Source organism: Amycolatopsis stemonae (genome assembly GCF_054781455.1).
Genome location: NZ_BAAGUJ010000010.1, coordinates 207,646 through 229,507, shown reverse-complemented (window position 1 = coordinate 229,507; position 21,862 = coordinate 207,646). Strand labels below are relative to the sequence as shown.

Here is a 21,862-nt window from a genome sequence, read left to right as displayed (position 1 = left end):
CCCTTTGGAGGAAACCATGGACGTCACCTCGGCCGACGGCACGACCATCCACTTCGAGCAGCGCGGCGCGGGCGCGCCGGTGATCCTGGTGGGCGGCGCGTTCAACGACCGGACCACCGTCGCGGGCCTGGCCGAAGTGCTGGCCGGCGACTTCACGACGATCGCCTACGACCGGCGCGGCCGCGGCGACAGCACGGACGCGTCCTCGTACGCGATGGACCGCGAAATCGAGGACATCGCGGCGCTGATCGAGCACGCGGGCGGCTCGGCGTCGGTGTTCGGCCACTCGTCGGGCGCGATCCTGGCCCTGGAAGCCGCGGCCGCGGGCCTGGCGATCGAGCGCGTGGCCGCGTACGAGCCGCCGTACGCAACCGACGAGCACCCGCGGCCCGACGTCCTGGACAAGGTGCGCGCCCAGTTGGCGTCGGGCGACCGGGACGGTGCCGTGGCGACGTTCCTGGTGGTCGCGGGCACGCCGGAAGAGATGATCGACGGGATGAAGCAGGCGCCGGTGTGGGGCTGGTTCACGGCCCTGGCGCACACGCTCCCGTACGACCTGGAGATCTGCGGCCCCGGCGGCCGCATCCGCCGCGAAAACCTGGCCCGGATCACGGCCCCGGCTTTGGTGATCGGCGGCGGCGCGAGCCCGGAGACCCTGCAGGCGGGCGCCCGCGCGGCCGCCGCGGCGATCCCCGGCGCCCGGCACGAGACCCTCGACGGGCAGGACCACGGCGTGCTCCAGTTCCCGGAGACGCTGAAGGACCTGCTGACCGGCTTCCTGAAGTAGGACATGAAAATGGCGGGTGCTCCGGAGAGCACCCGCCACCCAACTTCGCGGCCTCAGCCTCGAACGACCTTGCCCGCCTTGATGCAGGAGGTGCACACGTTCAGGCGCTTGCGCTGGGAGACACCCACCTTGGCGTGGACGGTCTGGATGTTCGGGTTCCACCGGCGGTTGGTACGGCGGTGGGAGTGCGAGACCGACTTGCCGAAGCCGGGTCCCTTGCCACAGACGTCGCACACGGCAGCCACGTCGAACTCCTTTGGATCTGGGTCATAGAAATGAGCCCAGATGCACTGGGCAACTCGACCATAGTAACTACTGCGATCGAGGGCCCCGGCACCGGGTCGATACGCTGCCCGAGGACCGGTCAGGAGGTTACGGGGTGCGGGTGCTGGACACGGCGGCGGTGTCGGCCTGGGCGACGGGCTGCGTGCGCAGTCTCGCGAGCCTGCGGCCGGCCATCGACGAGATCAACGTGTACCCCGTCGCGGACTCCGACACCGGCTCCAACATGCTCTTCACGATGACCGGCGCGGCGAAGGAACTCGAAGCCGCGCAACCGAAGGACGCCGCCGAAGCGCTGAAGGTCCTCGCGCGCGGCGCGGTCGCGTCCGCCAAGGGCAACTCCGGGGTGATCCTGTCCCAGGTCGTGCGCGGGCTGGCCGACCGAGCCGAAGGCGACCTCGACGGCCCGTGGCTGGCCGCGGCGCTGGGCCACGCCGACGAGGTCGCCACCGGGGCCGTGAGCCGCCCGGTCGCCGGGACGATCCTCACCGTCCTGCACGCCGTCGCGACGGCCGTCCGCGGCGACACCCGAAGCCTCGGCGAAGTCGCCCAGGAGGCGGCGCACGAGGCCGCCCACGCCCTCGAGAAGACGCCCCTGCAGCTGCCCGCGCTGGCCAAGGCGGGAGTCGTCGACGCCGGGGCCCGCGGGCTCGTGGCCGTGCTCGACGCCCTGGTCGGCGTGCTCACCGGGGCCGCGATCGAGCAGGAGCACGCCCTCGAGGTGCACGCGATCCCGCAGGCCGAGGCCTACGCCTGGGAGGTCATGTACCTCCTCGACGGCGTCGACGAACAGGGCCTGCCGACGCTGCGCAAGGAGCTGAGCGGCCTCGGCGACAGCGTCACGGTGGCCGGCGACGGCTCGGGCAGCCACGCGGTGCACGTCCACTGCGCCGACATCGGCGCCGCCATCGAGGCCGGGCTCGCGCTCGGCCGGCCGCGCAAGATCCGCGTCGAGCCGTTGCTCACGCCGACGCCGATCGAGCCCGGCGGCGGGATCGACCGCACGGTCGTCGCCGTCGTGCACGGCGGCCCGCTGGCCGAGCTGCTGCGCGCCGAGAGCATCCCAGTACTGGCCGTGCCCGAGGGCGAGACCCCCAGCGTCGAGGACGTGATCAGCCTGCTCAACGAGGCCGCCGGGCGGCACGTCACGGTGCTTCCGGGCGGCGTCGCGCTCACCGCGGCGGTCGACACGGCGGCCGGGCACGCCATGGCCGGCGACCGCGATGTCGTCGTCATCCCGTGCGTCTCGCCGGTGCAGGTACTCGCCGCGCTCGCCGTGCACGACGCCGGGCGCCGCACCAACGACGACGTCGTCGCGATGGCCGAAGCGGCCGCCGCGACCAGGCGTGGCGAACTGCGGATCGCGCAGGAGGAGTCGCTAACCTGGGTGGGCCGGGCCCAGTCCGGTGACGTGGTCGGCCTGGTCGACGACGAGGTGGTGCTGATCGAGCCGGCGCCGGCGTCGGAGACGAACCTGGTCGCGGCCGCGATGAACGTGCTGAACCGGATGCTGGCGCTCGGCGGCGAGCTGGTGACGGTGCTGAGCGGGGCCGCCGCCCCGCCCGGGGTCACCGGCGAGCTCGCGGAGCAGCTGCGGCTGGAGCACCCGGAGGTGGAGCTGACCAGCTACGCCAGTGGCCAGGCGGACGCCGTGCTGCTGATGGGAGTCGAATAGCCGATGGCCGGACTGCGCGACAAGCTGCCGCTGCTGCTGGGCGCCAAGACAGCCAAGGCGCTCGCCACCTCGCTGGACATCGAGACGGTCAGCGACCTGCTGCGCCACTACCCGCGCCGCTACGCCGAGCGGGGCGAGCTCACCGACATCGCCGGCCTCGAGCTGGGCGAGCACGCGACCGTGCTGGCGCGCATCGAGAAGGTGAGCAAGCGGCGGATGAAGTCCCGCAACGGGACCATCCTCGACATGGTGATCACCGACGGAAAACGGCGTCTCACCTGCGCGTTCTTCAACCAGGCCTGGCGCGAGAAGGACCTCGTCCCCGGCAAGACCGGCCTGTTCGCCGGCAAGGTGTCCGCCTTCCGCGACACGCTGCAGCTGACCAACCCCGAGTACGAGCTGTTCGAGGCCGACCGCGCCGACGAGGCGATGGACGACTTCCTCGCCGCGATCATCCCGGTCTACCCGGCGGCGCAGGGCATGCCGACCTGGTCGATCGCCAAGTGCGTGCGCCAGGTGCTCGACGTCCTCGAAGTCGACGAAGACCCGATGCCGGCCGAGCTGCGGCGGCTGCACAAGCTGTCGGACCTCGACACCGCGCTGCACGGCATCCACCGTCCGAGCAACTGGGCGCACCTCGAGGCGTCGAAGAAGCGGCTCAAGTGGGACGAGGCCATGGCCGTCCAGCTGATCTTCGCGCAGCGGCGCCACTCGGCCATCTCGCGGCCGGCGAAGCCGAACCCGCACGTCAGCGGCGGGTTGATGGACGCCTTCGACAAGCGGCTGCCCTTCGACCTGACCGCGGGCCAGCAGGCGATCGGCGACGAGATCGCCGCGGACCTCGCCTCCGAACACCCGATGAACCGGCTGCTGCAGGGCGAGGTGGGCTCCGGCAAGACGATCGTCGCGCTGCGGGCGATGCTGCAGGTCGTCGACAACGGGCGGCAGACCGCGATGCTGGCCCCGACCGAGGTCCTCGCCGCCCAGCACGCCCGGTCGCTGCGGGAAATGCTCGGCGACCTCGGCCAGGCGGGTGAGCTGGGCGCGGCGGACAACGCCACCCGCGTCACGCTGCTCACCGGGTCGATGGGCGCGAAGGAGCGCAAGAAGGCGCTGCTGGAGATCGTCAGCGGCGAGGCCGGCATCGTCGTCGGCACGCACGCGCTGATCCAGGACCACGTCGAGTTCGCCGACCTCGGCCTCGCCGTCGTCGACGAGCAGCACCGCTTCGGTGTCGAGCAGCGGGACGCGCTGCGCACCCGCGGCGCCGGCGACACCAGCCCGCACGTGCTGGTCATGACCGCGACGCCGATCCCGCGCACGGTCGCGATGACCGTGTACGGCGACCTCGAGGTCTCGGCGCTGCGCGAGATGCCGGTCGGGCGCTCGCCGATCTCGACGACGGTGGTCCCGGTCGCGGAGAAACCCGCCTGGTTCGACCGGATCTGGCAGCGCGTCCGCGAAGAGGTCGGCAAGGGGCACCAGGGCTACGTCGTGTGCCCGCGGATCGGCGACGAGCCGCCGTCGGACAAGAGCGACAAGCGGCCGCCGCTCGCGGTGCTCGACGTCGCGCCCGACCTGGAGCACGGTGCGCTGCAGGGGCTGAAGATCGGCGTGCTGCACGGCCGGATGCCGCCCGACGAAAAGGACGCGGTGATGCGCGCGTTCTCGGCGGGGAAGCTCGACGTCCTCGTCGCGACCACGGTGATCGAGGTCGGCGTCAACGTCCCGAACGCCACGGCGATGGTGATCATGGACGCCGACCGGTTCGGCGTCAGCCAGCTGCACCAGCTGCGCGGCCGCGTCGGCCGGGGCAGCGTGCCGGGGCTGTGCCTGCTGGTCACCGAGGCCCTCGACGGCACGGCGACCCGCGAACGGCTGGCCGCGGTCGAGTCGACCACGGACGGCTTCGAGCTGTCCCGCCTCGACCTGGAGCTGCGCCGCGAGGGCGACATCCTCGGCGCCGCGCAGTCCGGCAAGCGGTCCGGGCTCAAGCTGCTGTCGCTGCTGCGCGACGAGGACGTCATCGCCGCGTCGCGGGCCAGCGCCCAGGAGATCGTCGAGAAGGACCCGGACCTGAAGAAGTACCGCGGGCTGGCGCAGATGGTCGCCGACGTCGTCGACGTCGAGCGCGCGGAGTACCTGGAGAAGAGTTGATCCGCCCGGCGACGGCCGCCGACGCCGCGGCGATCGGCGAGGTCCACGTGCGGTCGTGGCAGGCGGCCTACGACGGGCTGATCCCGGCGGACTTCCTCGCCGGCCTCTCGGCGCAGGCGCGCGCGACATCGTGGGCCCGGCTCATCGGAGAGGGCAACCCGGTGCTGGTCGCCGAGGAAGACGGCGTCATCGCGGGCTTCGCGGCGTTCGGTCCCGGCCGGCTCTTCGCGCTGTACCTGCTGCCGGAGTACTGGGGACGCGGCCTCGGCCGGGCCCTGCACGACCGCGTCGTCGAGGAGATGTCCGGCGACAGCGCCGTCCTGTGGGTGCTCTCGACGAACGAGCGCGCGAAGGCCTTCTACGTCCGGCAGGGCTGGGTCGACGACGGCGTCACCCAGACCGAAACGGTCGACGACGGCCGCGTCACGCTCGAGGAGACGCGGTTCCGGCGTCCGCTGCCGTGAACACGCCGGCTTTCGCGGCGGCCGCGGCGGCTTTCGCGGCCAAGCCCGCGTCTTTCGGCGTCACGCCTTCCCGCGAAACGAACAGGCGGTAGAAGATCGGCCCGCACGCGACGCGCACGACCTCGACCGCGTCGGTGTCCGCCGGGACTTCGCCGCGCTCGACGGCCCGCTCCACGATCGCGGCCGAGCGGGCGTGGCGGTCGACGTAGAACTCGCGCAGGGCGTCCGCCGCTCTCGCGGAGAGGAAGGCCGCCGAGATCGACGCCGTCGGCAGCTCGCGCTCGCCCGGCGAGGTGAAGTAGTGCACCAGCTCCAGGTTGACCTCGCGCAGGTCGCCCTCCAGGGAGCCGGTGTCCGGCGCTGTCCACGGCTGCTCGGTGCCCATCAGCAAAGCGGCCGCGACCAGGCCTTCGGCGGACTCCCACCGGCGGTAGAGCGTCGTCTTGTGCACGCCGGAGCGTTCGGCGACCGCCTCGACCGTCAGCTCGGCGTACCCGCGCTCGCCGAGCAGCTCGAGGGTGGCGTTCAGGGCGGCGAGGCGAGTCCGCTCGGTGCGGCCGCCCGGCCGTCTCGTGCCGGAAATCTCGGTTGCCAACTGCTACTCCTGTTGCGTTAGTGTGCTCAGTATGTCAGAAACCGAGTCCATCGTCGCGTCCGTCGCCGAGCTGATCGGTGACGCCGAGGTCGTCGCCATCGGTGAGAACAACCATCACATCCGGGAGTTCGGGGCGCTGCGCGACCGGCTGCTGCGGCACCTCGTGACCGAACGCGGGTTCACCGTTCTCGGGTTCGAAGGCGGGTTTCCCGAAGGACACCTGGTCGACGCCTGGCTTCGCGGTGGCCCCGGCGAGGTGGCCGACATCGCGCGCGAGGGCTTCACCTTCGGTCTCGGCGACTCACCCGAGGTCCACTCGATGCTGACGTGGCTGCGGGGGCGCGGCGTCCGGTTCTCCGGGCTCGACCTGCCGAGTTCGGCGGGGTCGCCGGTGCCTTCGCTGGAGGCGGTCCGCGAAGTCCTGGCGCGGGTGGATCCCGCCAATGTGTCCCTTGTGGACGCCGCACTGGCGGCGTGTGAGCCGTACGCGTCGGTGAGCAGCGCTGTCGCGCCGGGGCGTTACGGCGCGATGAGCGCGGAAGCGCGTGATGCGGCGACGGTCGCGCTGACCGTCCTCAAAGGACATGTCGAGTCGCTGGCGCCCGAGGCCGCGCACCACGCGGAGGGCGCGCTGCGCGTCGACCTGTACCTGCGGGAGCTGGACGCGCTGATGGCCGGCCGCGCGCCGGAGCCGCAGAGTTCTTCGCGCGACACGTACATGGCGGCGACGGTCCGGCTGCTGCGGCGGCTCCACCCGGGCGAGAAGATCGTGCTGATGCTCCACAACGGACACCTCCAGCGTGTGCCGTTCTCGCCGATGCCGGGGATGACGGCACCGTCGGCGGGCACGCACCTGGCCGCCGAACTGGGCGACCGCTATTTCGCGCTCGCCTTGACCGCGGTTTCGGGGACGACCACCGGTCTCGCGCCCGACGCGGAAGCCCCGCTCGGGTTCCGCATGTTCGAACAGGCATTGGCGGCACCCGCGGAAGGCAGCGTCGAGGCGATGCTGGCCGCTCGGGCCCCGTGCGTGGTCGCGCACCCGGCGGCGTCGAGCATCCGGCACGCGCACATGACGCCCACGGTGGACGTCGCGGCCGCGTTCGACGCGGTGGTCTGCCTGAAAGGGCAGGAAACGATTTACCATTCCGCTGCTGAATAGGTGTGCCCATTCGGCTGCTTGCCGCACCGCGATTCCGGGCGTTTTCTACCCGGTATGGCCGGGCGGAGGCGGGCGCTGATCGTTGCCAACGGCGAGTACGACAACGCGGGGTTGCAGCAGCTGGGCTCACCCGCGGCGGACGCGGACGCCCTGGCCGGGGTGCTCGCCGACCGCACGATCAGCGACTTCGAGGTGCGCGTCGTCCGCAACGAAGCGTCGCACGTCGTGCAGGGCGAAATCGAAGACCTGTGCGCCGAGGGCCGCCCGGACGACGTCCTGCTGCTGCACTTTTCCTGCCACGGCCTGAAGGACGACGCGGGCGGGCTGTACTTCGCGGCCCGCAACACCCGCCCGGACCGCCTGCGGTCCACGGCGGTGCCCGCGGACTTCGTGCAGCAGTGCATCCGCCAAAGCCGTTCGCGCAGCATCGTCCTGCTGCTGGACTGTTGTTACGGCGGCGCGTTCGGCCAGGGCGTGGCGGTGCGTGCGTCGGGCGACGCGAACGTGCTGGACAGCTTCCGCGGCGGCCGCGGCCGCGCGGTCATCACGGCGTCGAACTCGATCGAGTACGCCTTCGAGGGAGCGGCGCTGGCTTCGGACGGCCCGGCACGGCCGTCGGTGTTCACGTCGGCGCTGGTGGAGGGCCTGCGCACGGGCGAGGCGGACCGCGACGAAGACGGCTGGATCGCGCTGGGGGAGTTGTACGAGTACCTGTTCGACCGCGTCCGCGAACGCAACCCGAAGCAGACGCCGAGCCGCGACATCGAGATGCAGGGCGAGCTGTACCTGGCGAAGAGCCGGCGCCGCCGCATCAAGCCGTCCCCGATCCCACCCGATCTGGCGGCGGCGATCGGCGCGGAGAACCCGTTCACCCGGCTGGGCGCGGTGGCGGAACTGCGCCGTCGCCTCTCGAGCGGCAACCTCCCGGTGGCGATGGGCGCGTTCGAGGCACTTCGCTCGATGGCGGCGACGGACATCGAGCACGTCGCCGCGGCGGCTTCCGAAGCGATGGGTTTCGCGGTGGTGCGGGTGGAACCGTCGGTGGTGCGGTTGTCCGCGGCGGCGGGCTCGGTGGCTTCGGCGGCTTTGCGGGCGGTAGGGCCGCCGGTGGCCCGGGAGGTGCGGTTCGAGGCCTCGCACGCGTGGATCGAGGTGGCGGAGACGGCTTCGGGAGCCTCGCTGTCGGTCGCGGCGGGGCCGGCAGGGGTGCGGCGGGGGAAGGTGGTGGTCACCGGGCCGACCGGTGACGTGGTGGTGGAGGTGGAGATCGAGGCCGAGCCGGAGCCGGTCATCGCACCGGAGCCGGATGGGGAGTCGGCAGGCGAGTCCGAATCGGACCGGGAGCCGGTGGCCGAGCGAGGGCAGTCAGCCGAGTCGGAGCCGATGGCTGGGTCGGCGCGGGCGGGCGAGGCAGTGGCCGGGGTGGAGCGGGCGGGCGAGGCTGCGGCTGCGGCGGAGCGGGCAGGCGAGGCAGTGGCTGGGTCGGCGCGGGCGGGCGAGGCAATAGCTGGGGTGGAGCGGGCGGGCGAGGCTGCGGCTGCGGCGGAGCGGGCAGGCGAGGCAGTGGCTGGGTCGGCGCGGGCGGGCGAGGCAATAGCTGGGGTGGAGCGGGCAGGCGAGGCTGCGGCTGCGGCGGAGCGGGCGGCCGAGGCCGCGGCTGGGGCGGACCCGGCGGCCGAGTTGATCCCCGAACCCAGGCCGGAGCAGGCGACCGCGCCGGAGGCGGTGGCTGAACCGGCTCCGGCGGCCGAGCTGGTCCCGGAGCCCAGGCCGAAGCCGCCCGAGTCCGGGGCGCCCGGTCCGGTGGTGCAGTCGCCCGGGCCGGTCGCCGGGCACCGTGAGCCCGCGGCCGTCGCACCTGAGCCGGCCGAGGATTCCCCGGCCGCCTCGGAAGCCGCCGAAAAACCGGCGACCGGCGCCCGCGAAACCGCAGCGGATCCGGTTGCCGGGACCGCCGCCATCCTGGCCATCGGGGGTGCGGTCTTCGCCCTCAGCGGCATGGGCCTGAACTACCGCTACGACGAGTACAACCTGGCCTCCTACCGCCCCGGCATGCCCGTCTACGTCGGGGTCGTCGCGGCCTGTGCGCTCCTCGCCGGCATCCTCACGCTCGTCCCCCGCACCCGGAGACGCGTCGGGCCCGCGCTCGTGCTCGGTACCGGCTTCGCCGCGGCGTTCGGCTTCCTGCGGTTCCTCGGCGAATTCGTCACCCTGTCCCAGCACAGCTCGACCAACCTGAACGCCGGGTTCGCCTTCGAACTGATCGCCCACACCGGGCTGGTCGTCGCCGGCGGGTGTGCGCTGGCCGCCCTGCGCCGGAGTTCCGCCGCGTCGTTCGGCAAGCCGCGACGCTGGGAAGCCTGGACGGCGATCGTGCTCGGAGCCGGGATCGCGGCCGGGTGGATCACCCAGCTCTCCGAACTCGCCGTCTACGACGACAGCGATGCCGGACGGGCGGCCGCCTACTACGTCCTCGGTGCGCTGCTCGCCCTCGCGCTGCCCGTCTTCGCCGCCGCACTGCGTCCGCGGCGGGCCGCCGTCGCCGTGCTGGCCGCGGGGACGCTCGGCCTGGCCGGTGTGCTCGGGCCGACCTTCGCACCGCTGTTCTACGACTCCTCGCTGACCGTCGCGGGGCAGGTGATCGCGACGGTCGGTCTCGTGTTGCTCGCGGCGCTCGTCGTCGTCTGGGGAATCCGGAATCAGCCGAACGGGCGACAGCCCTGAGTTGTCCCCGCCGGGCCCCCGGGGTACCACGACGATCATGAAGATGCTTCTCGCGGCCGTGGCCACCGTGCTCGCCGGGCAGACGGCGGCGGGCGGGGTCCAGGTCGATCCGCCCAGCTGGGGGCTCGACCGGATCGACCAGCGGACCGGGCAGGACCACGCCTACCACTACGCGAACGACGCCTCGGGCGTCTCGATCTACGTGATCGACAGCGGCGTCGACGCGAAGCACCCCGACTTCCAGGGCCGGGTCGCGCCCGGCCGGGACTTCCTCGCCGGCGGCTCGGACACCGCCGACACCAACGGCCACGGCACCCGCCTCGCCGGGATCGCCGCGGGCAAGGACTACGGCGTCGCGAAGGGGGCGCAGATCGTGCCCGTGCGCGTGCTCGACAAGGACGGCGGCGGCGCCACCGACCAGATCATCGCCGGGCTCGACTGGGTCGCGCAGAACGCCCAGCAACCGGCGGTCGCCGTGCTGGGCATCGGCGGCGTCCCCAACGACCAGCTCGACGCGGCCGTGAAGCGCCTGGCCGCGGTGGTCCCGATCGCCGTCCCGGCCGGGAGCGAGACGGCCGACGCGAGCGGGTTCTCCCCGGGCCGGGTCCCCGAGGCGCTGACCGTCGGGGCGACCGACGCCCAGGACCACCCGGACAAGGCGTCGAACTTCGGCCAGGACGTCGACCTGTACGCACCGGGTGTCGACGTCCCGAGCCCGATCGCGGGCGGCACCGGCGCGGGCCCGGAATCCGGCACGTCGGTGGCGGCGGCGTTCGCGGCGGGAGTGGCGGCGATCTACCGCGCCCAGCACCCGGAAGCGACGCCCGACCAGGTGGACCAAGCGCTTGTTCAGGCGGCGACGCCAAACGTGCTGCAGGGTGTCCCGGAGGGCACGGCCAACCGGCTGCTTTACGCCCCGCCTGGATCCTGAGAAGCTGCCCAGACGCGCTCCCGGCCAACCCTTCGCGGCGCATGATGTCCATCACCCGGGACTGAACTCCCGCAGAGCGGGAAGAACCGGGTAACGTGCGTTGACTTACCGATCCAAATGGGAAGGACCGGGCATGTTCCGCAAGGTGCTGGTGGCCAACCGCGGGGAGATCGCGATCCGAGCGTTCCGCGCCGGCTACGAACTGGGCGCGGGGACGGTCGCCGTGTTCCCGCACGAAGACCGCAACTCGCTGCACCGGCTGAAGGCCGACGAGGCGTACGAGATCGGCGAACCCGGTCACCCCGTGCGCGCCTACCTCTCGGTCGACGAGATCGTCGCCGCCGCGAAGAAGGCGAAGGCCGACGCCGTCTACCCCGGGTACGGCTTCCTCTCCGAGAACCCCGACCTCGCGCGCGCCTGCGAGGAAGCGGGGATCACCTTCGTCGGGCCCAGCGCCGAGATCCTCGAACTCACCGGCAACAAGGCCCGCGCGGTCAAGGCCGCGCGCGAGGCCGGCGTGCCGGTGCTCGGGTCGTCGGAGCCCTCCAGCGACGTCGACCAGTTGGTCGCCGCGGCCGAGGAGCTGGGCTTCCCGGTGTTCGTGAAGGCCGTCGCAGGCGGTGGCGGGCGCGGCATGCGCCGCGTCGAGGACCCCGCCCAGCTGCGCGAGTCCATCGAGGCCGCCGCGCGCGAGGCCGAGTCCGCCTTCGGCGACCCGACCGTCTTCCTGGAGAAGGCCGTCGTCGAGCCGCGGCACATCGAGGTGCAGATCCTCGCCGACGGCGCGGGCAACATCATCCACCTCTACGAGCGCGACTGCTCGGTGCAGCGGCGCCACCAGAAGGTCGTCGAGCTGGCCCCGGCGCCGAACCTCGACCCGGAGCTGCGTGACCGGATCTGCGCGGACGCGGTCAAGTTCGCGAAGCAGATCGGCTACCGCAACGCCGGCACCGTCGAGTTCCTGCTCGACAAGCAGGGCAACCACGTCTTCATCGAGATGAACCCGCGCATCCAGGTCGAGCACACGGTCACCGAAGAGGTCACCGACGTCGACCTCGTGCAGTCGCAGCTGCGGATCGCCTCCGGCGAGACCCTCGACGACCTCGGCCTGAGCCAGGACAAGATCTACCTGCGCGGCGCCGCCCTGCAGTGCCGCATCACCACCGAAGATCCGGCCAACGGCTTCCGCCCGGACACCGGGATGATCTCCGCCTACCGCTCGCCGGGCGGCTCGGGCATCCGGCTCGACGGCGGCACCGCCTTCTCCGGCACCGAGATCAGCGCCCACTTCGACTCGCTGCTGGTGAAGCTCACCTGCCGAGGCCGCGACTTCAAGACGGCCGTCGGCCGCGCGCGCCGCGCCGTGGCCGAGTTCCGGATCCGCGGCGTCGCCACGAACATCCCGTTCCTGCAAGCGGTTCTGGACGACGACGACTTCCGCAACGGGCGCGTCACGACGTCTTTCATCGAGGAGCGCCCGCAGCTGCTCACCGCGCGGCAGTCCGCCGACCGCGGCACGCGCCTGCTGACCTACCTCGCCGACCAGACGGTCAACAAGCCGCACGGCGAGCGCCCGAAGACCCCGGACGCCACGCTGAAGCTGCCGAAGCTCGCGAAGGACGCGCAGCCGGCGCCGGGCTCGAAGCAGAAGCTCGTCGAGCTGGGCCCGGCCGGGTTCGCCGAGTGGCTGCGGAAGTCGCCGCACATCGGCGTCACCGACACGACGTTCCGCGACGCGCACCAGTCGCTGCTCGCCACGCGCGTCCGCACGAAGGACCTGCTCGCGGTGGCGCCGGTCGTCGCGAACACGCTTCCCGAGCTGCTCTCGCTGGAGTGCTGGGGCGGCGCGACCTACGACGTTGCGCTGCGGTTCCTCGCCGAAGACCCGTGGGAGCGGCTGGCGGCGCTGCGCGAGGCCGTGCCGAACATCTGCCTCCAGATGCTGCTGCGCGGGCGCAACACCGTCGGGTACACGCCGTACCCGACGGAGGTGACCACCGCGTTCGTCGAAGAGGCCACGAAGACCGGCATCGACATCTTCCGGATCTTCGACGCGCTCAACGACGTCGAGCAGATGCGCCCGGCCATCGAAGCCGTGCGCGAGACCGGCTCCGCGGTCGCCGAGGTGGCGCTCTGCTACACCTCGGACCTGTCCGATCCGGGCGAGAAGCTCTACACGCTCGACTACTACCTCAAGCTGGCCGAGCAGATCGTCGGCGCCGGGGCGCACGTCCTGGCGATCAAGGACATGGCCGGGCTGCTGCGCGCGCCCGCGGCGACCAAGCTGGTCACGGCGCTGCGCAAGGAGTTCGACCTGCCGGTGCACATCCACACCCACGACACCGCGGGCGGCCAGCTGGCCACCTACCTCGCGGCGATCAACGCGGGCGCGGACGCCGTCGACGGCGCGGTGTCGTCGATGGCGGGCACGACCTCGCAGCCGTCGCTGTCGTCGATCGTGGCGGCCACCGACCACTCCGCCCGGACCACCGGGCTGGACCTGCGGGCGATCGGGGACCTGGAGCCGTACTGGGAGAGCGTGCGCAAGATCTACGCGCCGTTCGAGGCCGGGCTGGCCTCGCCCACCGGGCGCGTCTACGACCACGAGATCCCGGGCGGGCAGCTGTCGAACCTGCGCACGCAGGCCATCGCGCTGGGGCTGGGCGACCGGTTCGAGGACATCGAGGCGATGTACGCGGCCGCGGACAAGATCCTCGGCCATCTGGTGAAGGTCACGCCGTCGTCCAAGGTCGTCGGCGACCTCGCGCTGCACCTGGTCGGCGCGGGCGTCGCGCCGGCCGACTTCGAGGCGGAGCCGAACAAGTTCGACATCCCCGACTCGGTGATCGGCTTCCTGCGCGGCGAGCTGGGCGACCCGCCGGGTGGCTGGCCGGAGCCGTTCCGCACCAAGGCCCTCGAAGGCCGCGCGGCGGCGAAGCCGGTCGTCGAACTGTCCGAAGAGGACCGGACGGCCCTGGCGGACGAACCGCGCCGGACGCTCAACCGGCTGCTGTTCCCCGGCCCGACGAAGGAGTTCGAGGCGCACCGCGAGGCCTACGGAGACACGTCGGTGCTGCCCAGCAAGGACTACTTCTACGGGCTGCGGCCGGGGGAGGAGTACCAGGTCGACCTCGAGCCGGGCGTGCGGCTGCTCATCGAGCTGGAGGCGATCGGCGAGGCCGACGAACGCGGCGTCCGCACGGTGATGTCGACGCTCAACGGCCAGCTGCGCCCGATCCAGATCCGCGACCGCTCGATCGCTTCGGACATCCCGGCGACCGAGAAGGCGGAGAAGGGCAACCCGAAGCAGGTCGCGGCGCCGTTCGCGGGGGTCGTCACGCTGCAGGTTTCCGAGGGTGACACGGTCGAGGCCGGCGCCACCGTCGCGACCATCGAGGCGATGAAGATGGAGGCGTCGATCACGGCGTCCGCCGGCGGCAAGGTGGGCCGGCTGGCGATCAACTCCGTCCAGCAGGTCGAGGGCGGCGACCTCCTGCTCGTCCTGGAATGACGCTGGTCAACGCGGTCCCGCAGCGCCAAGGCGCCGTGGGACCGCGGGCGGCGGAGCTGCCGGACGGCTGCCTGGCGCTCGCGGAGCTGGCCGGGCACGTGCTCGGCCGGCCCGTGCACCACGTCCGGCAGACGCGCGAAGTGTCCGAAGTGGACAAAGGCGTCGCGTCGCGGGCCGTGCTGACCGGGCCGAACCGCGCGGCGCAGCTGGCTGCGCTCGAGGCGCCGGGCGGCCCGGTGCTCACGATCGGCGGCGACTGCGGTGTCGAGCTGGTCCCGATCGGCGTGGCCCGGTTCCGGTACGGGCCGGGCCTGGGTGTCGTGTGGTTCGACGCGCACGCGGACCTCAACACGGCTGAGTCGTCGCCCTCGGGCGCGTTCCACGGGATGGTGCTGCGGTCCCTGCTCGGCGAGGGTGATCCGGACTTCGCGGCTTCGCCCGCTCTCGAACCGGGCCGGGTGGCCCTCCAGGGCACGCGCGCGTTCGACCCGGAGGAACACGCGGCGGTTTCGCGGGGGCTCGCGGTCACGTCGGTCGATGCCCTGGCGGGCGTGGAAAAGCTGTACGTGCACGTGGATCTCGACGTCCTCGACCCGGCGGAGTTCGCGGGCCTCAACTACCCGGAGCCGGACGGCTGGACCATCCCGCGACTCGTGACGGCACTCGACGCCCTGGCCGCGTACGACGTCGTCGGCGCGGGAATCACGGAGTGCGTGGGCACCTACGCCGAGGTCGCCGTGCTGGAGCCGGTGCTGGCGGCCGTGGGACGGCTGCTCGCTCACGATTCGTAGGCCGCGCGGACCGCATCCAAGGCTGTGGCGAGGTCGGCGCCGAGGTCCCGGGCCTGCGTGGCGTACGCGGTCGCGGCGGTGTGGAGCACTGTGGCGGGGTCCGGCCGGGTCGGCGGGATCGTCACGACCGTGCCGCGGGCCCGGGCCGTCGCCACCCAGCCCGCGGCCTCCAGTTCGCGGTACGCGCGGGCCACCGTTCCGGACGCCAGTCCCAGGTCCCGGGCCAGCTGGCGGATCGGCGGCAGCCGCGCCCCCTCGGGCAGCGCGCCCGTCGTCACCGCGCGGATCACCTGGTCGTGCACCTGCCGCCAGGGCGCGAGCCCGTTCTCCGTGTCGACGACGATCTTCACGCGGCCGCCGGCTGCCGTTTCACCGGCGCGGTGACGGCGAGGAACGCGGCCAGCCCGACCACCACGACCAGCAACGAGACGAAGTCGCCGCCCGGCCAGCCGAGGGCGGCGCACGCCCCGATGCCCAGCCCGACCGCCACCCGCGCGCTGCGGCAGCGCAAAGCCACGTCGGCCCGCGGCGCCCCGGCCGGCGGGCGGCGCACGGCCAGCAGGGTGATCGCCGCGCAGAGCACGACGGTGCCCACGGCCACGGCCAGGAGCTGCCACTGGGCGGTCAGCGCGAGGTGCACGACCGACCCGGCCGCGGCGAGCACGCCGAGCACCAGTGCCCAGGCCGGGACGATGCCCAGCAGCGTCCGCGGGGCGAGCTCGGCCTCGCGGCGCGGGCCCCGCGCGGGCCGCTGGGCGAACAGTTCGGCGATCAGGCCGCCGAGCAGCAGCGTGGCGAAGATCGTGCCGGCACCGGTGTCGCCGAGGACCGGCGGGAGGATCAGGAACAGCCACGGGTACCAGATCCGGCGCCGCTTGAGGTACCGGACGGCCAGTGCCACCTCGGCGGCGTCCGGGTCCGGGACGCCCCAGCGTTCGAGCAGGCGTTTACCGTGCTTCTCGCCCGGCCAGAGCACGATCAGGACCGCCAGGCCGATCAGCCCGGTGAAGAGCGCCACCGCCAGCACGTTGTCCCACGGCATGCGGACCTCCCTCGCTTGTATCAAGCACATGATACAAGCGGCCTGGGTGGGCCGCGACCCGCTCGTCCGTTCGTACGCACGATCCGGAGCAGTCGGCGGGGTACTTGTCAGCCTCCTGCAGACGTGGTCCGTGAAATTGTCACAAGGATGACAAGAAATCGGTTTCTCTTCGAAGGGGTGACACATTCGGGACTGTTTTTTCGATGTGTCCGGTGTCACCCCGCACCAGGCGGGGTGTCCGGCCGTGCGTGCCGGGAGTCCCGGGGCGGAGCGAAGGAGCTGCGATGTCGGTGGAGCGCGGATTCGATCACGCTGCGCCCCCGGCCGCACTACCCCGCAAGCTCGCCGACATCCTGCGTCCCGAGCTGGCCAGCCTCGCCGCCGAGATCGTCGACGAGATCCGCGCGACCATCCCGGCCTACGCGCGCCCGCTCGACGGCCCCTACGGCAAGTCCATCCGGGCCGGCGTCGAGTACGCGATCACGTTGTTCGTCGCGCAGATCGCCGACCCGACGGTGTCCAAGGAGCAGTCCCACGAGGTGCACCACCGCCTGGGGCAGAACGAAATGCGCGAAGGCCGCAGCCTCGACACGCTGCAGTCGGCCTACCGCGTCGGTGCGCGTGTGTCGTGGCGGCGGATCATGCGCGTCGGCCGGAGAAGCGGGCTCTCGTCGGCGGTGATGTCCCAGCTGGCCGACGCGATGCTGGCGTTCATGGACGAACTCGCGTCCGTCGCGCTCGACGGCTACCTGGAGGCGAAGGCACGCACGGCGGGCGCGCTCGACACGTGGCGCCGCAAGCTGCTGCACCTGATCCTCGAGGCGCCACCCGCGTCGCCCAAGGCGATCGCCGAGCTGGCCCAGCTGATCGGCTGGCCGGTGCCGACCGACGCGACGCCGGTGGCGGTCAGCCCGGCCGACGGCGTCGCCCCGGCCCGCCGCCACGCCGGCCTGGACGCGGACGTCCTCGCCGAGCTCGACACCCCCGACCCGAAGCTGGTGGTCCCGGGCGAGCTCAGCGGCGCCCGGCTGGCGACGCTGCAGGTGGCCCTGCCGGACTGCCGGCTCTCGATCGGCCCGTGCGTCCCGCTCGCGTCGGTGGCGGATTCCCTGCGGTGGGCCCGCAACGCTCTTCACCTGGCCGAGCGCGGGGTGCTGGTGCCGCGCCCGGTGCTGCGCGCGGAGGAGCACCTGGCGACGCTGCTGGTCAACTCCGACACGGGCCTGGTCGGCACGCTGCGCCACCGGCTGTTCGCGCCGCTGGCGGACATGACGGGCAAGCAGCAGGAGCGGCTGCTGGAGACGCTGCGGGCCTGGCTCGACAGCCAGGGCAACGTGGTGGAGATCGCGGAACGCCTGGGCGTGCACCCCCAGACGGTCCGCTACCGCATGCGCCAGCTACAGGCGACTTTCGGCGAGAGCCTGCGCGACCCGGCGGCCCGGTTCGAGATGGAACTGGCGCTGCGCGCGGGGGCGGCGCCGCTGCCGCTGCGGTACCCGGTGAGCGAGATCCTGCCCTCGCCGCGGTCGGGCGCCACGCGTCCACAGTGGACGTCCAACTAGGGCCCGGTCCGCGGTCGAACGCCGGGCAGACTCAGGCGCGCCAGTTCGGCGTAGCCGGGTGTTTCGCCGGCCGGGCGGCTTACCCGATCGGCAGCGCCGGACCGAAGGGCGTGACCTGGCCGTCCGGCTGGGTGCAGGTGAGGTCCACGCCGGTCGGGGCGGTGCTGCCCGGCAGCCGGTGCAGGGACAGCTGCAGGGCGAGCGCCTTCGTGCGGCGGAACGTGATCTCCCCGGACGGTCCCGCGGTGAACGGCTGCCGCCCGCCGCGGAACGTGATCGTCGCCGGCCCGGTGCCCCACGTCGCCGGCTGGACCAGGCCGAGGGTGCCGGTCCCGGTGGCGGTGGCGTTCGCGGGCGTGACGATCATGGCGCTCGCCCCGGCGGCGGTGCCGTCGTAACCGGCGGCCGTCAGGGCGGCGAGCGCGCCGTCGGACAGCGTGACGGTCCCCGAGAGGTTCGTGAGGGTGAACACCGCGCCGGGCGCGGCCGTGTCCGGGCCGGTGAACTCCTCCGTCACGGTCACCGGCTGCACGGACTGGCCCGGGAACACGCACGTGTAGCCGGCCGAGCCGGACTGGAACAGCGTGCTCGCGCGGGCGGGCCCGGCCACTCCGGTGACGGCGATCGCGATGGCGAGCGCCGCGGTCAGGCGGGAGCGCATGTGATCCTCCACAGTGGACAGTCAGGCCACCGGTAACGGTCGGGGCGAGGGAGCTTCCGCTCAGTTCGAGTGCTTGACCGTCTTCTTCGCCGCCGCCTCCGGCGGGGGTCCGTCGGACCCCGGCGGGCACTGGGTGTGGTCCGGCTCGGTGCAGACGATCAGGTTGTAGGTGTCGACGAACGCCTGGTTGCCCGGTCCGGAGCTCATTCCGGACAGCAGCGGGCTCAGCTCCTGGCCGCCGGCGCGGCAGCCGGTGAACTTCGGGAGCTCGAAACCGGTGTCCTTGTCCGTCCGGATGTGGCCGACGCCGAACGCCTCGTACGGGCCGTTCAGCGTGAGCTTCACCGCGTCCTCCGTCACGCAGTCCGGCCCCAGGTCCAGCGGGACGCCGTTGACCTTCGCGTTGCTGAGCCGGGCCATCACCTGGAGCGTCGTGTTCAGGAACGTGGCCCCGGTGTCCGGATCCGTCGTGATCTTGCCGGCGATCTCGATGACCTTGCTGTTCCGGTAGTCGACGGGCAGGAACTCGACGGTCGCCGTCACCGGCACGAAACCGAAGCCCAGGAACGTCGCGGTCGACGGGGCGAACGTGGTCGACCCGGTGACCCGGGAGTCGTTGGTGACCAGGTTGAGGATGAACAGCCCGTTGAACAGGAACGCCGGGTCGGCCTTGACGGTCGCGCCGAGCTTCTTGACCGTCGACGTCGTCAAGATCGTGACGAGGCTCAGCGGGACCGCGAACTCGTCGTCGGTCGGGGGATCGCCCGGGCCGGGCTCGTCGGCGGCCGCGGCCTGCTGCTGCTTCGCCTTCTGAGCCGGGGTCGCCTTCGGCAGCACCAGCACCTTGCCCAGCGTGGTCTGCTGCCCGGGGTCCACCGCGCACGCGACCGGCTTCGCGGCCGGATCGGCGGGCGCCGGGACGGCGGCGAGCGCGAGGGAAGGCGCGGTGACGTCGAAGGTGACGGCGCCGACGGTGTTCAGCGCGATGTCGGGCACGGTGCCGGTGGCCGTCAGGGTGAGGTCCCCGGTCTCCGGCAGCGCGGTGGCCGGCACGGTGAGGGCGACCGGGACCTTGTCCGCGCGGTCGTCCTGATGCACGTCGAGGTCGAACCGCAGCTCGCCCGCCAGGGAACCGGTGGTGGCGCCGGCCGGCAGGTACGACAGCGCGACGTCGCGCGGGAGCGTGACCTTCGTGGCCGGCGCGCCGAGGGTCAGCGAGGTCCCCGTCTTCGCCTGGGCGGGCAGGGTGACCGACGTTTCGGTGGTGAGCGCGCGGGCGCCGAGCGGGTCGGCGAACGGGCAGGTCACCGAAACCGCCGCCGTCGCCTTGGTGTCCGGCGGGACCGCGGGCGCGGGGGCGGCCGAGCCGACCCCGGTCAGCGCGCCGTTCACCGCGGAGAGCAGGCCGACGGCCGCCAGCGCGGAAACGGCGAGGGTGCGGGGCCGGGCTCGACGTGGCATCAGGTTCCCTGGGTGCGTGCGGAAAGGACGGGAGTCCCGGTGCGGGCCAGGGGACGGGCCCGCACCGGGAATCCGGTCAGGAGACGGTGATGCTCGGGCTGAACGCCGTGTTCTGCGCCGGGCTGGTCACCTTCAGGGTGCAGTTCATCGTCCAGGGCGACCAGGCGCCGGTGGACTTCTTGTGGAACTCCAGGTTCGCCGACAGCCCGCTCGTCAGCGACAGGGTGGCGCTGCCCGCGGTGGCCGGGGCGGTCCAGTTCGGGATGCTGGACGTCGCGACCTGCGAGATGACCACCGTGATCGGCCCGCCGGTCGGGTAGATCACCTCCGGGATGTCCAGCCCGGAGGCCGACGGCTGCGACAGCGTGCCCGCCGACGCCGTCACCGGCACCGTCGCGTTGCCGCGGATGCCGTCGTAGCCGACCGCGGTCAGCAGCGAGTGGACCGTCGCGCTGATCGTGGCGGTGCCGCCGACGTTGGCGGGGGTGACGGTGCTGCCCGCCGCGACCGTGTCGGGTGCGTCCAGGTGCGCGGTGATCGCGACCGGCTGCGGCGAGATACCGGGGAAGGTGCAGTTGTAGGTGAGCCCCGCCGTGCCCCCGGCGGTGTAGGTGACGGTGGCGGCGGCCGCGGTGCCCGCGGTCAGCACCGCGATGGCGCCGATCGCGGTCGCGGTGGTGGCGATACCGGCGGACAGCCTGCTGAGTCGGGACATGCCTGTCATCTCCTTTGATTCAGTTCAGTCTCGGCTTTGGCTGATCGATTTCCCGCCGCCGTGAGCCCCCATCGCGCTCACCGTCCCCATTGCCCCGGGCGGCGGGTCGCGATTCATCGGCAGGCGAGGTGGAGGTCCATCTGCCGGAATTGAGGCTACTCGCCAGTTCAGTAAGGGACAAGACTTCGTGACTGCGCGGGGGATACGTCGTTCGGCGGTATCGGTTTCTTGTCCACGACGGCGTAGGCTCGCGTGCGGATTTGGCGGATTTTGACAAAGAACGGCCGCCGTGGCGAAGTGCCGAGTGTGCCGGTCTACCATTTGTGATCTTGCCGGAGCAATCCCGGATAACGAAACCGGAGAAATGAGGCTACCGTGCCGGGTACTTCCCGTTGTGGACGGGTGTCGACCAGAGGTGCCGCAGTGGCCGTGACGGTGGTGCTGGCCGCCTCGGCGTTCGCCGCGCCGGCGTCCGCGGCCACCGTCGGCGGCGTGATCGCCTGGGGGAAACCGGATTACGACGTGACGATCCCGCCGGCGTCCGCGCTGGACGGCGTCACCGCCGTGTCGGCGGGCAGCACGACCGCGCTGGCGCTCAAGGGCGGCGCGGTCCTCGCGTGGGGCGCGAACAACTGGGGCGCCAACGAAATCCCCGCCGCGGCGACGTCCGGGGTCAGCCAGATCGCGTCGGGCTGGGGCCACGAGCTGGCCCTCAAGAACGGCCAGGTCCTGGCCTGGGGGAACAACTGGTACGGCCAGACCACGCTGCCCGCGTCGGTGTCCAGCGGGGTCATCGCGATCTCGACGTCCAACATGCACAGCCTGGCGCTCAAGCAGAACGGGCAGGTGGTGAGCTGGGGGACGCGGACCGACGTGCCGGCGGCCGCCCAGTCCGGCGTCACCGCGATTTCCGCCGGGGGCGACCACAACCTGGCGCTCAAGAACGGCGGCGTGCTGGCCTGGGGGAGCAACACCTACGGCCAGGCGACCGTGCCGGCCGGGCTTTCTTCGGGTGTCACGGCGGTTTCCGCCGGGTTCAACCACAGCCTCGCGCTGAAGAACGGCCAGGTCTACGCCTGGGGTCGCGACAACTTCCACCAGACCGAGGTGCCGCCGGAGGCGCTGTCCGACGTCGCGGGCATCGACGCCGGGTTCAACCACAACGTGGCGTTCAAGACGGACGGCTCGGTGGTGGTCTGGGGATCGAACTTCGTCGGCGAGTCCGCTTTCCCTTGGTGCGGGCCGGTGTTCGCCGTTTCGGCCGGGGACAACGACAGCTTCGCGCTGAAGGAAAACCCGGCCGCGCCCTGCTGACGCCGTCGGGTGGCGGGCTTCGCGGCCC

At 72.3% G+C, this 21,862-nt stretch carries 18 protein-coding genes; 11 read left to right on the top strand and 7 right to left on the bottom strand.

Going from position 1 to position 21,862, the window contains the following annotated elements; translation table 11 throughout:
* Nucleotides 1-16 precede the first annotated feature (16 nt).
* Nucleotides 17-787 carry an alpha/beta fold hydrolase gene (locus ACYVLJ_RS32905; protein WP_460441586.1) on the top strand — a complete coding sequence of 257 codons (771 nt, stop codon included), beginning with the start codon at nucleotides 17-19 and terminating at the stop codon, nucleotides 785-787.
* A gap of 53 nt (nucleotides 788-840) precedes the next feature.
* Here ACYVLJ_RS32905 and rpmB read toward each other — a convergent pair whose 3' ends face one another.
* Nucleotides 841-1,032, bottom strand: coding sequence for a 50S ribosomal protein L28 (gene rpmB, locus ACYVLJ_RS32900; protein WP_003091970.1), 192 nt, complete (start codon nucleotides 1,030-1,032; stop codon nucleotides 841-843).
* A gap of 134 nt (nucleotides 1,033-1,166) precedes the next feature.
* Between rpmB and ACYVLJ_RS32895 the strand changes: the two genes are divergently transcribed.
* Genes ACYVLJ_RS32895 through ACYVLJ_RS32885 form a run of 3 tightly spaced genes read left to right on the top strand, consistent with a single transcriptional unit; the run spans nucleotide 1,167 to nucleotide 5,365 of the window.
* Nucleotides 1,167-2,744 carry a DAK2 domain-containing protein gene (locus tag ACYVLJ_RS32895; RefSeq protein ID WP_460441585.1) on the top strand — a complete coding sequence of 526 codons (1,578 nt, stop codon included), beginning with the start codon at nucleotides 1,167-1,169 and terminating at the stop codon, nucleotides 2,742-2,744.
* A 3-nt stretch (nucleotides 2,745-2,747) separates the two neighbouring features.
* Nucleotides 2,748-4,901, top strand: a complete 2,154-nt coding sequence (gene recG, locus ACYVLJ_RS32890) for an ATP-dependent DNA helicase RecG (RefSeq protein WP_451975002.1) — start codon at nucleotides 2,748-2,750, stop codon at nucleotides 4,899-4,901.
* Nucleotides 4,898-5,365, top strand: coding sequence for a GNAT family N-acetyltransferase (locus ACYVLJ_RS32885; protein WP_451975000.1), 468 nt, complete (start codon nucleotides 4,898-4,900; stop codon nucleotides 5,363-5,365). Before recG ends, ACYVLJ_RS32885 begins: the two co-directional genes overlap by 4 nt.
* Here the strand turns inward: ACYVLJ_RS32885 and ACYVLJ_RS32880 are convergent.
* A complete protein-coding gene (locus ACYVLJ_RS32880; protein WP_460441584.1) occupies nucleotides 5,325-5,960 on the bottom strand; it encodes a TetR/AcrR family transcriptional regulator in 636 nt (211 codons plus the stop codon). The genes ACYVLJ_RS32885 and ACYVLJ_RS32880 overlap by 41 nt on opposite strands.
* A 31-nt stretch (nucleotides 5,961-5,991) precedes the next feature.
* Here ACYVLJ_RS32880 and ACYVLJ_RS32875 point away from each other — a divergent pair, with 31 nt between their 5' ends.
* From ACYVLJ_RS32875 to ACYVLJ_RS32855, 5 genes are all read left to right on the top strand, one after another.
* Nucleotides 5,992-7,122: an erythromycin esterase family protein gene (locus ACYVLJ_RS32875; protein WP_460441583.1), complete on the top strand. Its 1,131-nt coding sequence runs from the start codon at nucleotides 5,992-5,994 to the stop codon at nucleotides 7,120-7,122.
* 54 nt (nucleotides 7,123-7,176) lie between these two features.
* Nucleotides 7,177-9,846: a caspase family protein gene (locus tag ACYVLJ_RS32870; protein ID WP_460441582.1), complete on the top strand. Its 2,670-nt coding sequence runs from the start codon at nucleotides 7,177-7,179 to the stop codon at nucleotides 9,844-9,846.
* 43 nt (nucleotides 9,847-9,889) lie between these two features.
* Nucleotides 9,890-10,777 (top strand): S8 family peptidase, encoded by an 888-nt coding sequence (locus ACYVLJ_RS32865; RefSeq protein WP_451975205.1) that lies wholly within the window; start codon nucleotides 9,890-9,892, stop codon nucleotides 10,775-10,777.
* A 133-nt stretch (nucleotides 10,778-10,910) separates the two neighbouring features.
* Nucleotides 10,911-14,288, top strand: a complete 3,378-nt coding sequence (locus ACYVLJ_RS32860; protein WP_460441581.1) for a pyruvate carboxylase — start codon at nucleotides 10,911-10,913, stop codon at nucleotides 14,286-14,288.
* The gene (locus ACYVLJ_RS32855; protein ID WP_460441580.1) at nucleotides 14,285-15,079 is read left to right on the top strand and encodes an arginase family protein; all 795 of its coding nucleotides are present in this window, start codon (nucleotides 14,285-14,287) and stop codon (nucleotides 15,077-15,079) included. Before ACYVLJ_RS32860 ends, ACYVLJ_RS32855 begins: the two co-directional genes overlap by 4 nt.
* On the opposite strand, the gene ACYVLJ_RS32850 is transcribed toward ACYVLJ_RS32855, so the two are convergent.
* Entirely contained in the window at nucleotides 15,067-15,429 is a 363-nt protein-coding gene (locus ACYVLJ_RS32850; protein ID WP_460441579.1) for a GntR family transcriptional regulator, read from the bottom strand. The genes ACYVLJ_RS32855 and ACYVLJ_RS32850 overlap by 13 nt on opposite strands.
* Nucleotides 15,426-16,121 (bottom strand): hypothetical protein, encoded by a 696-nt coding sequence (locus tag ACYVLJ_RS32845; RefSeq protein WP_460441578.1) that lies wholly within the window; start codon nucleotides 16,119-16,121, stop codon nucleotides 15,426-15,428. The genes ACYVLJ_RS32850 and ACYVLJ_RS32845 overlap by 4 nt, the downstream gene beginning before the upstream one ends.
* Before the next feature lie 284 nt (nucleotides 16,122-16,405).
* Here ACYVLJ_RS32845 and ACYVLJ_RS32840 point away from each other — a divergent pair, with 284 nt between their 5' ends.
* Nucleotides 16,406-17,683, top strand: a complete 1,278-nt coding sequence (locus ACYVLJ_RS32840) for a PucR family transcriptional regulator (RefSeq protein WP_460441577.1) — start codon at nucleotides 16,406-16,408, stop codon at nucleotides 17,681-17,683.
* A 79-nt stretch (nucleotides 17,684-17,762) separates the two neighbouring features.
* Here the strand turns inward: ACYVLJ_RS32840 and ACYVLJ_RS32835 are convergent, their stop codons facing one another.
* From ACYVLJ_RS32835 to ACYVLJ_RS32825, 3 genes are all read right to left on the bottom strand, one after another.
* Nucleotides 17,763-18,344: a DUF6801 domain-containing protein gene (locus ACYVLJ_RS32835; RefSeq protein WP_460441576.1), complete on the bottom strand. Its 582-nt coding sequence runs from the start codon at nucleotides 18,342-18,344 to the stop codon at nucleotides 17,763-17,765.
* Nucleotides 18,345-18,404: 60 nt separating this feature from the next.
* The gene (locus ACYVLJ_RS32830) at nucleotides 18,405-19,805 is read right to left on the bottom strand and encodes a DUF6801 domain-containing protein (protein ID WP_460441575.1); all 1,401 of its coding nucleotides are present in this window, start codon (nucleotides 19,803-19,805) and stop codon (nucleotides 18,405-18,407) included.
* Between the two features lie 76 nt (nucleotides 19,806-19,881).
* Entirely contained in the window at nucleotides 19,882-20,520 is a 639-nt protein-coding gene (locus tag ACYVLJ_RS32825) for a DUF6801 domain-containing protein (protein WP_451974978.1), read from the bottom strand.
* Between the two features lie 423 nt (nucleotides 20,521-20,943).
* Between ACYVLJ_RS32825 and ACYVLJ_RS32820 the strand changes: the two genes are divergently transcribed.
* The gene (locus tag ACYVLJ_RS32820) at nucleotides 20,944-21,834 is read left to right on the top strand and encodes an RCC1 domain-containing protein (protein ID WP_451974976.1); all 891 of its coding nucleotides are present in this window, start codon (nucleotides 20,944-20,946) and stop codon (nucleotides 21,832-21,834) included.
* Nucleotides 21,835-21,862: the final 28 nt, after the last annotated feature.

Bases quoted from the DNA above. Each gene is read 5' to 3' on its own strand.
- ACYVLJ_RS32835 (WP_460441576.1), bottom strand. From the start codon at position 18,344: ATGCGCTCCCGCCTGACCGCGGCGCTCGCCATCGCGATCGCCGTCACC.
- ACYVLJ_RS32845 (WP_460441578.1), bottom strand. From the start codon at position 16,121: ATGCCGTGGGACAACGTGCTGGCGGTGGCGCTCTTCACCGGGCTGATC.
- ACYVLJ_RS32870 (WP_460441582.1), top strand. From the start codon at position 7,177: ATGGCCGGGCGGAGGCGGGCGCTGATCGTTGCCAACGGCGAGTACGAC.
- ACYVLJ_RS32825 (WP_451974978.1), bottom strand. From the start codon at position 20,520: ATGTCCCGACTCAGCAGGCTGTCCGCCGGTATCGCCACCACCGCGACC.
- ACYVLJ_RS32905 (WP_460441586.1), top strand. From the start codon at position 17: ATGGACGTCACCTCGGCCGACGGCACGACCATCCACTTCGAGCAGCGC.
- ACYVLJ_RS32865 (WP_451975205.1), top strand. From the start codon at position 9,890: ATGCTTCTCGCGGCCGTGGCCACCGTGCTCGCCGGGCAGACGGCGGCG.
- ACYVLJ_RS32875 (WP_460441583.1), top strand. From the start codon at position 5,992: ATGTCAGAAACCGAGTCCATCGTCGCGTCCGTCGCCGAGCTGATCGGT.
- ACYVLJ_RS32860 (WP_460441581.1), top strand. From the start codon at position 10,911: ATGTTCCGCAAGGTGCTGGTGGCCAACCGCGGGGAGATCGCGATCCGA.
- ACYVLJ_RS32840 (WP_460441577.1), top strand. From the start codon at position 16,406: ATGTCGGTGGAGCGCGGATTCGATCACGCTGCGCCCCCGGCCGCACTA.
- ACYVLJ_RS32830 (WP_460441575.1), bottom strand. From the start codon at position 19,805: ATGCCACGTCGAGCCCGGCCCCGCACCCTCGCCGTTTCCGCGCTGGCG.
- ACYVLJ_RS32855 (WP_460441580.1), top strand. From the start codon at position 14,285: ATGACGCTGGTCAACGCGGTCCCGCAGCGCCAAGGCGCCGTGGGACCG.
- recG (WP_451975002.1), top strand. From the start codon at position 2,748: ATGGCCGGACTGCGCGACAAGCTGCCGCTGCTGCTGGGCGCCAAGACA.